Origin of the sequence: Arthrobacter globiformis (genome assembly GCF_003261175.1) — a bacterium.
GTDB lineage: Bacteria > Actinomycetota > Actinomycetes > Actinomycetales > Micrococcaceae > Arthrobacter > Arthrobacter globiformis_A.
Map to the genome: position 1 here is coordinate 110,465 of NZ_QLNP01000067.1, position 14,403 is coordinate 124,867.

General features: G+C 58.7%; 17 protein-coding genes and 1 tRNA gene. 9 read left to right on the top strand and 9 right to left on the bottom strand.

Annotated elements, in window-relative coordinates; genetic code table 11:
* Nucleotides 1-59: 59 nt before the first annotated feature.
* Nucleotides 60-1,574 carry a pyruvate kinase gene (gene pyk / locus DBZ45_RS08755; RefSeq protein WP_111903533.1) on the top strand — a complete coding sequence of 505 codons (1,515 nt, stop codon included), beginning with the start codon at nucleotides 60-62 and terminating at the stop codon, nucleotides 1,572-1,574.
* A 157-nt stretch (nucleotides 1,575-1,731) separates the two neighbouring features.
* Here pyk and DBZ45_RS08760 read toward each other — a convergent pair whose 3' ends face one another.
* Nucleotides 1,732-2,337: an ANTAR domain-containing response regulator gene (locus DBZ45_RS08760; RefSeq protein WP_102973101.1), complete on the bottom strand. Its 606-nt coding sequence runs from the start codon at nucleotides 2,335-2,337 to the stop codon at nucleotides 1,732-1,734.
* Nucleotides 2,338-2,543: 206 nt separating this feature from the next.
* On the opposite strand from DBZ45_RS08760, the gene DBZ45_RS08765 reads away from it, so the two are divergent.
* Nucleotides 2,544-2,625 (top strand) — tRNA-Leu (locus tag DBZ45_RS08765).
* An 88-nt stretch (nucleotides 2,626-2,713) separates the two neighbouring features.
* On the top strand, nucleotides 2,714-3,844 hold the full coding sequence (locus DBZ45_RS08770) for a tyrosine-type recombinase/integrase (RefSeq protein ID WP_111903534.1): 1,131 nt from the start codon (nucleotides 2,714-2,716) through the stop codon (nucleotides 3,842-3,844).
* Between the two features lie 457 nt (nucleotides 3,845-4,301).
* Here the strand turns inward: DBZ45_RS08770 and DBZ45_RS08775 are convergent, their stop codons facing one another.
* Both DBZ45_RS08775 and DBZ45_RS23625 read right to left on the bottom strand, forming a co-directional pair.
* Nucleotides 4,302-4,517 (bottom strand): helix-turn-helix domain-containing protein, encoded by a 216-nt coding sequence (locus DBZ45_RS08775; protein ID WP_111903535.1) that lies wholly within the window; start codon nucleotides 4,515-4,517, stop codon nucleotides 4,302-4,304.
* Nucleotides 4,514-4,918, bottom strand: a complete 405-nt coding sequence (locus DBZ45_RS23625; protein WP_111903536.1) for a winged helix-turn-helix domain-containing protein — start codon at nucleotides 4,916-4,918, stop codon at nucleotides 4,514-4,516. The genes DBZ45_RS08775 and DBZ45_RS23625 overlap by 4 nt, the downstream gene beginning before the upstream one ends.
* Before the next feature lie 87 nt (nucleotides 4,919-5,005).
* Here DBZ45_RS23625 and DBZ45_RS08785 point away from each other — a divergent pair, with 87 nt between their 5' ends.
* Nucleotides 5,006-5,347: a hypothetical protein gene (locus tag DBZ45_RS08785; protein WP_146617465.1), complete on the top strand. Its 342-nt coding sequence runs from the start codon at nucleotides 5,006-5,008 to the stop codon at nucleotides 5,345-5,347.
* Nucleotides 5,348-5,386: 39 nt separating this feature from the next.
* Nucleotides 5,387-5,890 carry a hypothetical protein gene (locus tag DBZ45_RS08790; protein WP_111903538.1) on the top strand — a complete coding sequence of 168 codons (504 nt, stop codon included), beginning with the start codon at nucleotides 5,387-5,389 and terminating at the stop codon, nucleotides 5,888-5,890.
* Here the strand turns inward: DBZ45_RS08790 and DBZ45_RS23630 are convergent.
* Nucleotides 5,844-6,167, bottom strand: coding sequence for an ArsR/SmtB family transcription factor (locus DBZ45_RS23630; RefSeq protein WP_111903539.1), 324 nt, complete (start codon nucleotides 6,165-6,167; stop codon nucleotides 5,844-5,846). The two genes, DBZ45_RS08790 and DBZ45_RS23630, sit on opposite strands and share 47 nt — an antisense overlap.
* Before the next feature lie 313 nt (nucleotides 6,168-6,480).
* Here DBZ45_RS23630 and DBZ45_RS23635 point away from each other — a divergent pair, with 313 nt between their 5' ends.
* The 3 genes from DBZ45_RS23635 (at nucleotide 6,481) to DBZ45_RS08815 (ending at nucleotide 9,145) form a co-directional block, all read left to right on the top strand.
* A complete protein-coding gene (locus tag DBZ45_RS23635; protein ID WP_223256994.1) occupies nucleotides 6,481-7,266 on the top strand; it encodes a sigma factor in 786 nt (261 codons plus the stop codon).
* 761 nt (nucleotides 7,267-8,027) lie between these two features.
* Nucleotides 8,028-8,240, top strand: a complete 213-nt coding sequence (locus DBZ45_RS08810) for a hypothetical protein (protein WP_111903542.1) — start codon at nucleotides 8,028-8,030, stop codon at nucleotides 8,238-8,240.
* 92 nt (nucleotides 8,241-8,332) lie between these two features.
* A complete protein-coding gene (locus DBZ45_RS08815; RefSeq protein WP_111903543.1) occupies nucleotides 8,333-9,145 on the top strand; it encodes a C40 family peptidase in 813 nt (270 codons plus the stop codon).
* Between the two features lie 639 nt (nucleotides 9,146-9,784).
* Here DBZ45_RS08815 and DBZ45_RS08820 read toward each other — a convergent pair.
* Together DBZ45_RS08820 and DBZ45_RS08825 are read right to left on the bottom strand one after the other, a co-directional pair.
* Nucleotides 9,785-10,390, bottom strand: a complete 606-nt coding sequence (locus DBZ45_RS08820) for a hypothetical protein (RefSeq protein ID WP_146617467.1) — start codon at nucleotides 10,388-10,390, stop codon at nucleotides 9,785-9,787.
* A gap of 14 nt (nucleotides 10,391-10,404) precedes the next feature.
* The gene (locus DBZ45_RS08825) at nucleotides 10,405-10,932 is read right to left on the bottom strand and encodes a hypothetical protein (protein ID WP_111903545.1); all 528 of its coding nucleotides are present in this window, start codon (nucleotides 10,930-10,932) and stop codon (nucleotides 10,405-10,407) included.
* Nucleotides 10,933-11,387: 455 nt separating this feature from the next.
* Between DBZ45_RS08825 and DBZ45_RS08830 the strand changes: the two genes are divergently transcribed.
* Nucleotides 11,388-12,338 carry a hypothetical protein gene (locus DBZ45_RS08830; protein WP_146617468.1) on the top strand — a complete coding sequence of 317 codons (951 nt, stop codon included), beginning with the start codon at nucleotides 11,388-11,390 and terminating at the stop codon, nucleotides 12,336-12,338.
* Nucleotides 12,339-12,345: 7 nt separating this feature from the next.
* Here DBZ45_RS08830 and DBZ45_RS08835 read toward each other — a convergent pair whose 3' ends face one another.
* The 3 genes from DBZ45_RS08835 to DBZ45_RS08845 are packed head-to-tail and all read right to left on the bottom strand — an operon-like array spanning nucleotide 12,346 to nucleotide 13,950.
* Nucleotides 12,346-12,897 carry a Pycsar system effector family protein gene (locus DBZ45_RS08835; RefSeq protein ID WP_111903547.1) on the bottom strand — a complete coding sequence of 184 codons (552 nt, stop codon included), beginning with the start codon at nucleotides 12,895-12,897 and terminating at the stop codon, nucleotides 12,346-12,348.
* Nucleotides 12,897-13,619, bottom strand: a complete 723-nt coding sequence (locus tag DBZ45_RS08840; protein ID WP_111903548.1) for an adenylate/guanylate cyclase domain-containing protein — start codon at nucleotides 13,617-13,619, stop codon at nucleotides 12,897-12,899. Before DBZ45_RS08840 ends, DBZ45_RS08835 begins: the two co-directional genes overlap by 1 nt.
* A 46-nt stretch (nucleotides 13,620-13,665) precedes the next feature.
* Entirely contained in the window at nucleotides 13,666-13,950 is a 285-nt protein-coding gene (locus DBZ45_RS08845) for a hypothetical protein (RefSeq protein ID WP_111903549.1), read from the bottom strand.
* Nucleotides 13,951-14,403: the final 453 nt, after the last annotated feature.

Below are 14,403 nucleotides of genomic sequence, written 5' to 3' on the forward strand. Positions count from 1 at the left end.
TCCGGGGAATTCATCTCCGCGACAACTTAACCAATGCAAGTGACAAATAGGGTAGGTATATGAGACGCGCAAAAATTGTGGCCACCTTTGGACCGGCCATTGCCAGCTATGAAAACACCCTTGCGGTGCTGGAAGCCGGCGTTGACGTAGCCCGCATGAACATGAGCCATGGCGACTACTCCGTGCATGACAACACCTATGAAAACGTCCGTAAGGCTGCGTCCGATCTGGGCAAGGCCGTGGCCATCATGGCCGACCTGCAGGGCCCGAAGATCCGCCTGGGCCGCTTCGTCGACGGTCCCCACGAGCTGGCCGTGGGGGACATCTTCACGATCACCACTGAGGACGTTCCCGGCACCAAGGAGATCTGCTCCACCACGCTCAAGAGCCTCACCGAGGACGTCAACCCGGGCGATGCCCTGTTGATCGACGATGGCAAGGTTGCGCTGCGGGCCATCGAGGTAGACGACGTCAAGGTCGTCGCCAAGGTCACCGTCGGCGGGTTCGTGTCCAACAACAAGGGCATCAACCTTCCCGGCGTCGCCGTCAACGTCCCAGCTCTGAGCGAAAAGGACGAGGACGACCTGCGCTGGGCCATGCGCCGCGGCGTGGACCTCGTTGCCCTGTCCTTCGTGCGTGACGCCTCGGACATTACCCGCGTGCACGAGATCATGGACGAAGAAGGCCGCCGAGTTCCGGTGATCGCCAAGATCGAGAAGCCCCAGGCCGTGGAGCAGCTCCACGAAATCATCGACGCGTTCGACGCGATCATGGTGGCCCGTGGCGACCTCGGCGTGGAGCTTCCGCTGGAGGAAGTGCCGATCGTGCAGAAGCGCGCCATTGAACTGGCACGCCGCTGGGCCAAGCCGGTCATCGTGGCCACCCAGGTGCTTGAGTCGATGATCGACAACCCGCGCCCGACCCGTGCAGAGGCTTCCGACTGCGCCAACGCCGTGCTCGACGGCGCCGACGCGGTCATGCTGTCCGGCGAGACCAGCGTGGGCAAGTTCCCGATCGAGACGGTCAAGACCATGGCCCGGATCATCGAGTCCACTGAGGAGCATGGCCTGGAGCGCGTCCCCCCGCTGGGTACCAAGCCCAAGACCCGTGGTGGCGCCATCACCCGTGCAGCCGTCGAGATCGCGGACCAGCTGGACGCCAAGTACATCTGTACATTCACGCAGTCCGGTGATTCGGCACGCCGCCTGTCCCGCCTCCGCCCGATCAAGCCGGTCTTCGCGTTCACTCCGGTGGAGCACGTGTGGAACCAGCTGGCGCTGACCTGGGGCATCCAGCCGCAGCTTGTTGCCACGGTAGGCCACACGGATGAGATGACCGCACAGGTGGACCGCAGCCTGCTGGACATGGGACTGGTGGAAGACGGCGACCTCGTGGTCATCGCTGCCGGTTCCCCTCCCGGAAAGGCGGGTTCGACCAACTCGCTGAAGGTCCACAAGGTGGGCGACCTCGCCGACACCACGCGCCTCGGCGAAGCCGCCGGCAAGCGGGAGAAGCTCGGCCCGTGGCCGGAAAAGAAGAAGAAGAACAAGGCTTCAGCAGCTCCGACTGAGTAGCCAGATTCTGAGAGGGAGGATCCCCGCCTGGACCGTGACCGGTCGGTGGCGGGGGTCCTCCTTTTTTGGTTTCCCGGGCTGGGCCCGTGGGTTTGGGGAAAGTAGAAGGACCCCGGCGCGTTGCCGGGGTCCTTCTTGTTCGTTTTCCCTTGGGGCGTTAGTTGACCTGGTTGATGATGGTCTCGGCCACTTCGCGCATGCTGAGGCGGCGGTCCATCGAGGTCTTCTGGATCCAGCGGAAGGCTTCCGGCTCCGTCAGGCCCATCTTGGTGGTCAGCAGGCTCTTGGCGCGTTCCACGAGCTTGCGGGTGGCGAACTGCTCCTGCAGGTCGGTGACCTCGGATTCGAGGGCTTTGATCTCCTCGTGGCGGGACAGCGCGATCTCCAGGGCGGGAATCAGGTCGGCCGGGGTGAACGGCTTCACCACGTAGGCCATGGCGCCGGCGTCGCGGGCGCGCTCCACGAGTTCCTTCTGGCTGAACGCCGTCAGGAGGACCACGGGGGCGATGCGTGCCTTGACGATCTTCTCGGCGGCGGAGATGCCGTCCATGACGGGCATCTTCACGTCCATGAGGACGAGGTCCGGCTTGAGCTCCTCGGCCAGCTGCACGGCCTTTTCGCCGTTGTCGGCTTCGCCGATGACGTCGTAGCCTTCGCCCCGCAAGATTTCGATGATGTCCAGGCGGATGAGGGTTTCGTCTTCGGCCACAATTACGCGGCGCGCCGGCTGGGACGTTTTGTTTGACTCCGTCGGTTCTGACACGGGATCTCCTTGAAAAGGTACGGCGGGACTATGACTATCTTAGTTGTGCCCCGCGCTAGTACTTGGATCGGCATGGCTTGTTGCGGCGGCGGTGGCGCGATTCTGGCTTTTAGCCTATCTGCATGTAGAGTAATTCCGCGCACTGGTAGTGGCTGCGTTGATCACACTTCGCTGTGAGCCTACGATTGTTACTCCGTGTACTCCGCGCCCGAGTGGCGGAATTGGCAGACGCGCCGCACTCAAAATGCGGTATCGAAAGGTGTGTGGGTTCGAGTCCCACCTCGGGCACAGTATTTGCGCAGGTCAGGGCATGGTTCCGGCTGAGGGTGTGCACAAAAGCTCGTTTTCTGTGCACAGCAGGCCTAAAATTTTGCCCATGGCCAGCATTTGGGAGCGCAAAAAAGCAGACGGATCGACCTCGTTCACAGTCCGTTGGCGCAACCCGAAAACGAAGAAGCAAGAAGGAATCACCTTCTCGACCGCCGCTGAAGCCCAAACCCTGAAACGGCTCCTGGACGCGAACGAGCAATCCTTCGAAATCGCGCAGCACGCGATGGTCAAGAACCACACCAAAGCCCCAACTGTCGCGGCCGTCATTCAAGAACACATCGATTTGCTGGTGCGACCGTCTGTAGGGACGGTCCACACGTATCAAACGATGCTGAAGCTGCATATCGCCGACGTCATAGGGCACATCCCGGTCGACAAGCTTGACTATCGGCACGTGACTCACTGGATCAAGTCGATGCAGGCTAAGGGCAGGTCGCCCAAGACGATCAAGAACAACCATGCCCTGATCTATGGGGCCATGGAGACGGCTGTGATGCTGCGCTACCGGAAGGACAATCCGTGCCAGCGTGTTCAGCTTCCGTCTAGCGAGAAGGCGGAGGACGAGGCCCGCTTCCTGACGCATGCTGAATTCGGGCTCATCCTTGAGTGCATGGGTGAACGGTACAAGGCATTTACAGAGTTCCTGGTGATGACGGGACTCCGCTTTGGAGAGGCAACTGCCGTAACTGTGGCGGACGTCGATCTCATGTCCAAGCCTGCGACGATCCGGATCAATAAAGCATGGAAACGCGGCGCGAATTCGGAATACTACATCGGCGCGACCAAGACGGGTGCAGGGAAGCGGACGGTATCGCTCAATCCTCAGCTGGTGGACATCCTCGTCCCACTGGTTGCCAGCCGCCCCGGGACGGACCTGCTGTTCACGACGCCCAAGGGCGAGCGGATCATTCACAAGCTCTACTGGCATCACTATTGGATCCCTGCAGTGGAGGCTGCGCAGGCCCGCGGACTGACCAAGTCTCCGCGCATTCACGATCTGCGCCATACCCATGCGTCCTGGCTGATTCAGGACGGCGTTTCCCTGTTCACCGTTTCCAGACGGCTGGGGCACGCGTCCACCCGTACCACGGAGCAGGTCTACGGCCACTTGATGCCGCAAGCCCTCCAGGATGCTGCGGATGCTGTAGAGAGATCCGCCGTGATCTGGCGCAATTAGTCCGGCACGTTCGGCAGCTACGAGGATTTCTGGCGAGCCTGCGCTCGGCTCCCAATTACTCGGACTGATGTTGGTGACTGCGCAGTGCGTCGGACTTCGCGCAACTGGGCAATCTCTTTCAGGTGGACCGACGTAAACACGATCTTTCCCTTGCCCCAGACTGAATGGGGGAACTCGCCCTTTGTGGCCCCGTCGCGGAGCCATGCCTCAGAACACTTGAGAACTGAAGCAGCCTCGGCCGGTTCAAAGAATTCGAGTTTCATTCTGCTTCGGTCCCTTCGTCGATGGCGACGTTCCCCGTGTATGGTCCAGTACTAGCTCATGGAATCAGTTCCCGCCGGCTGCATGACCGACTTGTCGAGGTGAGGGTTGGTTACGGTCTCTTGGGCGGCACCATGAAGTACGACCCATGCTCCTCGGGGCATCGGACTGCTGTTCATCGTCCAGGGTTCGAGCTCTATTCCTCGGCGTGCAGGGCGAGCCAGGCGACAAAGTCGCTGCGGTTGATTCGGAGATGTCGGCCAATTCTGTATGCCCGTGGCCCTACATGCTTGGCACGCCACTGGTAGAAAGTCTGCTCAGGGATCTGTAGCTGCGCGCAGATTTCCTTGGGAGTCAGCCATGTTTCATCCGCGGCTTCGGCGTTGTGACGGCGTTCTGGAAGTGAGTTCATAAAGGTCTCCGTCGTGCTTGCCAGCACGATGGCCAGCTCGGTTCCAAGTTCATGGGGGAAGAGCCAGCGGGCGGCATGACGGTGCCGGCCAAGCTTTCCGCAAGGGCTTCAACCTGCCGCTGGACTTGCTCGGCGGAGGCATCGAACTGGCTGGACGAGTGTTGCACCAAGCCGGCTTGCCGCAGGAGCACCAGCTGTCGGCGAATTGTGGATGGTGAGGCGCGAAGCCCAGTGCCGATCTGACCGCAGGTTGAGGGGCCGTTCCGTAGTAGGAATCGGATAATTTGGCTTCGCGTTCGGTTCATCAGGATGTTCGACATGGAGAGACCACAACCCAAGACTATGTGGGAACTGCTGCTGTAGACGGGTCTACAGCAGCAGGTTACTCTCGACGCGCTCATGTTGGAAGAGGCGCGCCGGGGAAATGATCCTCAACAGAATCGGATAGTCAGGTGGCGGCATGCCTCCTGACGGGTGGGGGGTACGACATGCACGACCATCCGCAAATCACAGCCTTCCTGGAGGCGGCCAGAATCCTCCATGCCGATCGCTACTGGCAGTGCGGTTCATTTGGAGAGCAGGTGGAGCTGCTGCGGGCACTGAGGGACGTCCTTACGGAAGTTTGCTTCCAGCTGGATGTTCACCGCGTGCCGCCGCAGGCTGTTCTACAGATTTGCCAGGATCTGGCTGGTCCGGGAATCCGCGACGTACCAGCCGCGCCGTCGGCCGGCTTCATGCTGATGTCTTACCTGGATGCCCGGATCGAGCATTTGATTGCCGACTCGAACGACTCAGGGAATACTGGGGCGGAGGGGAGCCGCGGGTACTGACAGGGACCGCCGGCTCCGGATGCTGATCGAGGAGGGCCAATGTGGGGTGCCGAGTCTGGGCGTGGTGATGCACCGTCCCCACAGGCCCAGCTGGCACGTCGACTGAATCTGCTGCTCGATGCTGCGGTTGCCGAACGGGGCAAGCCCTTGACGTTCAGGGAAGTTCAGGCCGAGCTCGCGGATAAGGGCATCAAGTTGTCCCGTGCACGCTGGTTTTATATGAAAGAGGGAACGGGCCGCCTGGTCAGGGACCCGGCTTTGCTCGCGGGGTTGTGCAGCATCTTCAAGGTCGATCCCTCGTATCTGCTCGGGAACGACACCGAGCTGCCCGAGCGCATTGATTCGCAGCTTGAATTCGTTAAGTCCCTGAGGGCGGCCCGAGTGAAGTCCTTCGCCGCCCGGACCCTTGGGGACGTGTCGCCTGAGACCTTGAGGGCTATCTCTGAATATCTGAACATGGACATTGGGCGGCATCCCGAGGTCGAGCAAGCTGCCGCTAGTCCTCCAGAAGATACTCAAGGTGGGCAGCCAGAAGTTCCCTGATCCGTGCTGGGTTTGCCGAATATCGGGGTGACCTGCCGTGCCGTCTTCCGGGTTCTACGTCGACTACAACGGCGCCAGCGTCCTCAAGCGCAAGCAAGTGCTTCGCGACGCTTGGCTCGCCGGCGCTGACCGCCGCCACGATATCCCCTCTGGTTGCCGGGCCATGCGCTGAAAGATAGCGCAGGATCTCATTCCGTGCTCTGTTGCCGAAAGTGGCCACGGCAGCCTCGACGTCGGCGGACCAGGCATCGTCGTGAGGCTGCGTAATCCTAGGCATAGGACCATTCTTATCGAAGGCCGCTGGAAAAGTAAGTCGCGCAGTCTTGACGATACTTTAGTTGTCTTTGACAATAGTTTCCGTAGTCTCTTTGTAGTCGTGGTTGGCCCTGATCATTTGCCACCACACCAGAGGCGCCGGACTCGCTGGGCGCCGGAACTTATTGGATCGTCTACGCAAAGCGGTGAAGACCATGCGAGTCGAAACCAGGGCAGATCAAGCCCGGCAAGATCACGAAATCAAGATTGACGTCGATGTTTCCCTGCGCAGCGCCCCAGAAGCCACTGCAGCTTCAATCCCGGTGGATCAGATAATGGTCGCCGTCGAAAGCGTGCGTGGGTATGTCGTTTCGCACCTAGGTCGCATAGGCCGAGCCTCCGACGCGGATGACGTACTGCAAGACATTAGAGTCGCCGTGTGGGACGGAGTAGCGCGGGGCCGCTATCGCCAACTCCCCGGCGTTCCCTTCGGCGCATGGGTCCAGGGAATCTGCACGAACGTGTGCGCCGCTCACATCCGCTGGGAGATGAGCCATAAGACCTACCCTCTACTCGGGGAACCTGCCGACTGCGACGGGACGGCGTCTCTGGACGCCGCGGTGCTCCTTGGCATGGACCGGGCCGGAGGGCGTAGTTGTGAAAAGATCGTCGACCAGGAGTGGGCGCGAACGGTTATTGAACTGACCCGGGCTAGCGTGTCAGCGAGGGATTGGGAACTCGCCCTCGGTAGCCTTGGTGGACGACGCCGATACGGTCCGCCGTCGCCGCAAGATCGCCGACGGTGGCATGCAGCCACGGTGGTGCGCGAGACTGCCAGGACCGTCGAAAGGGCACTGGAGGTTGAGCCGGAGGCGGTCTGCAACGTCAGCGAACTGTGCGAGCAGGCAGCAGCGTGCCTGCCCACAGTGGTGCTCCGCCGAACTGCCACCGTGATTGTTCGCCCGGGAGTGTGTGGGCCAGAGCGAGCCAGGGCTTTGGAAGCGGTGGCCGCGGAGCTAGGCGTAACTCAGCGCTATGTGGCGGTACAGATCGGTTTCGCACGTCGGCTGTATCAGGCCTCCTGGAGGATCATCCGGGCTGGGATGCAGGGAGTTGGCTGATCATGTCCGTGGGAAGTCGTCTTGCCATGAGTAGGTGAGGAGGCAGGAATGTGGTTATCGCGGATAAGCTCGCTCCCCGGACCCGGTAGGCGTCGATGGTGGTTCGTTGTCATCGCCCTCATGACACTAGCGGCGGTCGTATTCGTTCTTTCGCGTCCTACGGAGGCGCCTGCAACCCAGCCCGCCTCGTCCTCGCCGACGGTGGCGGCATCCCCAGCACCGACGAAACCCTTGCAGGCAGAGGCTCCGGCGACTAATCCTCCTTCCAGGAACAGCGAAATGCCGCAAACGCCCAGGACTGTCGACTATCGCAAGCTCGCTTCCGCGGCCGCGAAGGCGGTCTATACATGGGATACGCGAACGGCGTCGTACTCAGAGGTCTACTCCAGGCTTCGCAACTGGTGGAACGTCCTGCCGGACGGATCCAACCCACTTGCGGTATTTGTGCAGGAGTTCGAAGCGACTGGGATAAATGCTGGAAGCTATGCCTCTTTGGCTGGGCAGCAGGCGCGCCGGAGTGCGGTGATGCAGTCTCTTCGCTGCGACGTCGAGCTGGCCAAAGTACGGGAACGGCCGGCGCCGTGGGCTGGACTGCATGTGTGCACTGTTTCCCTACGTGTTCTGGACCAAACGAGCTCTTCCCTCAACGTGTACACGGCGCCAGTCAGCGTCATGATGAATTGTCCGCCGGCTGACACAGCTCCCGTAGATCACTGCGTTGTGGTGGGCTTCTACGTTGCTGCGAGCAGGATCGTCTACTGATGCCGTCGCCGGCCATTCTCGCGGCCTTGGCCAAGCGCCGCGTGATTCTGCAGGCGTCGGTGGCCGCAGCTACAGCCCTTGTTATGGTGGGTGCGCTTGCGTTTTCCGCCTGCGTGGCGGTGCTTGGTGTGGGCAGTGTGAGTGCCGCGTCTGTATGCCCGCCAGGAGGCCTTAGTGACGGCCTGACCACCAGCGACGACGCCGACCCGTGAACATTCGCTCTGACGGCCAGGCTCCGGCCGGACTGTCTCCTCGGCAAGCTGCCGTAGCGGGGAAGTACGTCACGGTCGGAAAGCAGTTGGGCGTGCCTCGCGATGGCCAGATCATTGCGATCATGATGGCACTGCAGGAATCCAGCTTGAGGGTGCTGGCCAACTCCAACGTACCGGCGTCGCTGCGCTTTCCTCATGACGGCGTAGGCAGTGACCATGATTCACTCGGTTCCGCCCAACAGCGTCCTGCATTCGGCTGGGGGACAATCGAGCAGCTGATGGACCCTGAATACAACGTTCGGGCTTTCTATGGCGGTCCGAGCGGACCCAACCATGGCAGCCCTCCCGGGTTACTCGATATCCATGGATGGCAGTTCATGAGTAAGGGCCAGGCTGCGCAGGCCGTCCAAGTCTCAGCCTTCCCTGAACTGTACGCCCGGTGGGAGCCGGAAGCCGCCGCAATAGTCGATGCGCTCGCCAGCAGTGTGGTTGCAAGTGGTTGTGTAGGGTCGGCGCTCGCCTCGTCGTCGACATTTCCCGATCTGAATCTCAGCCAGGTCAGAAAAGACATCCTGCGGTTCACCAGGGAAGGTCTCGGCGGCAATTACGTCTGGGGCGGGACCGCGTTTAAGGCGTGGGATTGTTCCGGATACGTCCAGTGGATCTATAGGCAGGCAGGAATTAACCTGCCACGTGTTGAACAATGGAGGGTGGGTGTACGCACCCGGAGGCCACAGCCGGGGGACCTGGTTGTACAGAACGCCCAAGGGCCGAACAATTGGGGACACGTAGGGATTTACGCTGGCGACGGCAAGATGTACAGCGCCCTGAATCCCGCGGTGGGAACTCTGCTCCATCCAGTTTCCTGGAACACCGATACGGCATACTTCGATCTACTGACGTGACTATGCTTCCGACCTACCGCAGCTAGTGGAAGCGCAGTTACTGTCAGCAGCCTGGGCGTCACCGTCTTACCCGGGTGATCTGTTCCTAGACGACTTGTCAATCACGAAAGCACCCCCCAAGAATATTGCCTATCGAAATAGCTGGCTATTCGTGCGATAGCCTCCTTTATGGCTCTTGGAATCATTGCCGTTTTCGTCGTTTACACCCTACTGATTGCAGCTCCAACGTCACGGCTACCGCCCTGTGCTGAGGTTGCGGTTTCCGTGCTTTTTATATCGACTGTCGTGTTCGTAGTAGTTTTCCTTAGAGTGAACAGGATTAGAGGCGAATAGACGTGCGGCGCAAGTTATCGCAACGGCTAGCCGATCGCGTAAGTCCCCCTATTTCTTGCTTACGGGGGTAGCGGCTGCCGAGAGAATAGTTTTGTATTCGACATACGTAGGAACGCCACTAGATCGCGGGGATTTACGTACACAGTTTGCGAGGTTGAAGCCATTCAGCACTGGTCTTCTCAAAGTATATTTTTGTTCGGCAGATATCTGAACGATTCACTTATATGTACTGCCAATGACTATAAAGAATTGCTAAAAATAGTCGAGGGTATTTTTAGGCAGGTGTGGATAAGTCGTGGTCGTCCGTTACGGGCGCGCCTGCGGATAGAGCTCCCCTTCAAAAACCGTGAACTCATCTACAGGGAATACCACGGGCTCGTGGTTGATGTAGAAGGTCATAGCGTCCCTGGTCATAGCGATCCATCTACGGACCCACTCCTCCTTCTCCCGGACTGAGTCCTTGGAAGCCCTCGCTTGGCCGAAACTCAGGAACGGCGTCTTGACTTCAAGCATCTTGCCGATCGTCCTGAGAGTGACTTGTGCGTGGCGTAAGACCTCGGGAGCGATCAGACCGATCTCTTCGACCTTTTCCCGCAGTTCTTGGAGGCGTGGCTGGTAAGCGTGGAACTCCTCGTCGGTGATGGAGTTGCCTTCCCAAGCCATGTCTTGGTAGAGGCTCTCGGCTATCGCTAGGAAGCGAACAAAGAGATCCGTCTTGTGGTCCAGGTTGCGGTCGCGGCGCTTTGCCTCGTTCTCAAGGCGCCACCGCTCTTCGTCAGCAATGGCCTTCTTTGCCTCGCGCTTCGAGGTGAAAATGGCAGCCACAATCTGTGCGGCCACTGCTCCGGTCGCGGCGAGGCCGGCTGAACCTAGTGCGAGTGCGATTGCTTCTTGAGTTATTTCCCCAGCCATGTAATGACCATAAGCTAGAAAATCTGTGGTGCAGGCTCGTAGTAGTCGATGTCCTTCGTTTCAGGACGGAGTTCTTCTAGGGCCTTTGACTGCGGCACTAGGTTTCCATACCTGTCTCTCATCCAGACACGGCCAGCCGAATCACGGAATATGAGATCAACCAGAGGCACCTTGGTCAGCTTCGTGTAATCGACGTTGCAAGGAACCGTGACTTGCGTCCCTGGAGCTACCAGGCGCATCTTCAGTGAGAAGTCGTTGGGGGATCTCCGGTAGTGCTCTTTGAAGTCGTCATCAACAAGATAGATGAACACGTCGTAGATCAAGGCGTTGGAAGAGTTACGCACGACGAAGTGGTGATGGTAAGCATCAAACCAGCCGCTGACTTGGATCGCCTGTTCTTGAATCTCGGCCAGCTTCCGGCGACGGAGCTCGATGGCCAGTTGAACGACGGCGAAAAGAAACGCGAGTGCAGTAGCTGTGCCTGCAAGCCAATCGGCTTTGCTGCCGTCTTGGAGCGCAATCCACCATTCAAAAATCCCCATGGTTCATGCTAGCGGCTGGCGACTACCGCTCCTGACGAGCGCGGTTTACAAGAACTCATCTAGGGATTCACAGATGTCTAGTTGCTCGTTAATGAGGCTGTCTCCCTGTGAGCTTTGACCTCGGGAGGACTGCCGACTACGTATCCGAAACCGTTACGCTGCCGTATGACGGCCTGCGGGCTATCTGAGCCGATCTTGCCTCGTAGGTACTGGACGAACCCAAGGATGCCAACTAGAAGCGGCAGGTAGATGGTTGGCTGTGCGACATGGCCTCCAGCCAAGGCCGCCAAGGTAACCCAGGAAGACAACGAGAGCGCCGGCCACAGTCCTAGACGCGACGTCCTTCCAGAACTTTCCATCGTGCCATTACTCGCCATTGTGACGGCTTGAGCTTTGCTTCGGGTTCTTCCATGTCATGAGGGTAACGGTTGAAAGGGCGCTGTTAGCATCGTCAAATGGGTGATTTTGAAGACGAGCTAAACTCTCCGCTCACTGTTCGTCGTCTCCATCTCTTGCTTGAGATCCGGCGTCATGCGAGCGAGAACAGGCACAACTCGGCGGATGTTCTGTGGCTACGCGCAGAAGCAATGAGGGCTACAGATGACGGCGACCGCTTCTTGGACAACGATCTGGAAGCGCTGCTGGATAGAAAGTGGATCTTCTACGAAAAGGCCTCCGGCCCCGTTACGGACGTGACCATTACACGTGTTGGTCTGGATGTGGCGGAAGAGTTCGAACATTATCGATCCGATCCCCGTAAGCGTGCTCAAGCAGCCAGGAGCTCAGTGCTTCAGTGGCTCTATGACGAGTATCTCCAGGGATCGAACTCACCGAACATAAGCCGATTCTCCACCAGTACGTACGGAGCGTTTTATGGCTCTGAGTTTACCGAGGGCGAGATCGTGCAGGCGACCCGCCACCTTAGGGACCAGCAGCTCATCCAAGGCAAGGCGGCTATGGGTGGTCCCATCGTTCGGCCTCAGATTTCGCCGTACGGCATACAGAGAATTGAGCACGAGGATAAGCCAGCGGCAGTCGTAGCGAGCGAGAGGGCATCAGTGACGTACAACTACCACTTCAACAACGACGGGCCTGTGAACCTCGCTAACAACAGTCCTGGCGCGCAACAATCAATCACTCTCACGACCACCCAGATAAACGACGCCAGGATGGCAACCTCTGCCTTTAGTCAGACTCTCCCTATTCTCGGCATACCTGAGGAACGCCAGGCTGAGGCCAAACAGGTCATTACAGAGTTGGAAGAGGAAACGACAGCCGCAGCTCCTCAACCGGGCAGGCTCAAGTCACTCCTGAACAAGGTCGTTGAACTAGCTGTCCTCGGTACGGCCGAGGGAGCAGTTGGAGCTGTCATATCACTGGCTGAGAAAGCCATCGAGGGACTCTAGAGGGCTATTACGGCGTCCAACCCATTCGTACTAGTGCGGTACATATGAACAGGCTTATGCCCGCAGCGGAGGCAAGAGTCAAAGAGATCACGACTAGGACATGCTTCATCCAGGCGATCTTGCTCATCCGTACCATTTGATTGGTAATAACTGGGAGGAGCTCCGTTGACTTGATTTTGGCTGGCAGGTTCTCCGGCTTCCAGTACTTCAAGTGCCCAAAGTAGATGAAGTTATCCTGCCATTCTTTCCCCACCTTTGTAGCTCGTAGACGAGGAATTACCACCCACATGGCGCACCCAGCACCAAGTACTAAGGCCACTGCTGCAACTATGTAGGAGATGTTCTGCCATGGCCCCTCTAACGCTCCGAACAGCCGGTCCTTCCCTGAAAGAGTGACAATTACTCCGAGGCCGGCGGACTCAAGAGCAAAGGCGAAGGAAGCCTTAGCATCTACTTTGCCGGTCCAGTCAACAAGCGCTCCATGGATTCTCCACGCTGTATCCAGGGCGTCTTTGGCTGAAGTATCTGCGGGCGGCTCGGGTTTCTTGTCCCACCTCATCAGAGGAGCCAACGGTAATTGGTCTTGTAATAGGTGTAGTTCTTGCCGCCCATCTTGAAGTCGTACGGCCCAGTCCACATGTTCTTCTCTTTGTGGACAATGGCATCCCTGGTCAACTGCTTGTAGGTGCCGCCGCCAATGATGGTGTTGTAGGGGTGTTCGCGCAGATCGCTGAGCTTGGCAGCAAGGTTAGGTGCCGTCCCAATTGAGATCATGTCGTCGTTGCCCCGGAAGCCAGCGCGGACTAGGAGAGACTTACCACTGGCCACTCCACAGCCGTGCTTCAGCTCCCAGACGTTTTCGCGGATCGACTTGAATTGCTTGTCGATCGCGGGCTGCACGAGCTCGGCCATTGCCCACTTGATCTGCATGGCAGACTTCACGGCGCGTGTGAAGCGGTTAGGTCCCGCATAGATACCCATGACTCTGTCACCGTCGAAACTACGGATATGCCCATTATTCGACCGTATGATGCGTGTGCTCACCGACAGATACGCCTTCATGACCCTCGCCACAGTGTCCGGTGGTGCGATGCCTACGAGCCCTGACGAGTCGCGCATGTCAGCGTAAAGGTACGTCGAGGGTAGGTAGAGACCTTCTGAGTATCCCATCTTGTCCGAATCAGGAACGGACTCAATCGTTCCGTCATTCCGTTCCGTCGTCGTGAGACTGGTGTTGACAGTCTTTACGATGTCGCCCTCGATGTCTGACTTGAGCGTCATGCTGCCCCTTGTTCTGCTATTGATTGATGAAACTAAGAGTAGGTGCTCAAAGCCCGCTCGCACCCTTCCATTCGTCCGGGCTCACCCTCTTGATGCTTGAAGAGTGCGCCCAACCGAGGTGGTACTTGCCTGAAGAATCCAGCCATTCGATGAGGCCGTACATGCTGGTCCAGCCGACCGCCTTGCCATAGATACCTGCCACCTTCACCAAGGGCCGGCCATACTTCGGGAACTCTCGGATCGCAGCGGGATCATCAAACGGACGGCGTTCGTCGGCGGCCATGCGAGCTATCATGCGCTCGATGTCCTCCGGAGCTCCACCCTTAATCATGCGATCAATCTTAGAATATATGTTCGAACCAATCTTACTGCAGTAAGCATGGAACCGTGCTTGCAACTGAGCGGCTGGTCCAAACTGAACAACGCCGAAGGTGAATCGCATGCCGCCACGTCAACGGTAGACGCTGATGAGAATCGACTGCAGGAGCGAGTCGAACTAGGTGCTTTAAAAAGAGCTCAGCTGACAAGGCTTGGCAGGTAGCTGCCAAGGAACAGGCTGAAGCTGAAGTACAGGCCAAGGCCAAAGCCGCCGCACAGAAGGCTGGTGATGAGAAGAAGCTCGCGGATCAGAAGGCTGCCGAAGCTAAGGCGCTTGCGGAAAATGGGGCTAAGACCAAAGCCTCCGCTGAGGCGAAAGCTATGGCAGAGGCTGCGAAAAAAGCTGCTGATAAATAGTCATCAGTAAACCAATCGAAAAGAGAGGCAATGAGGCCTCTCTTTTCGA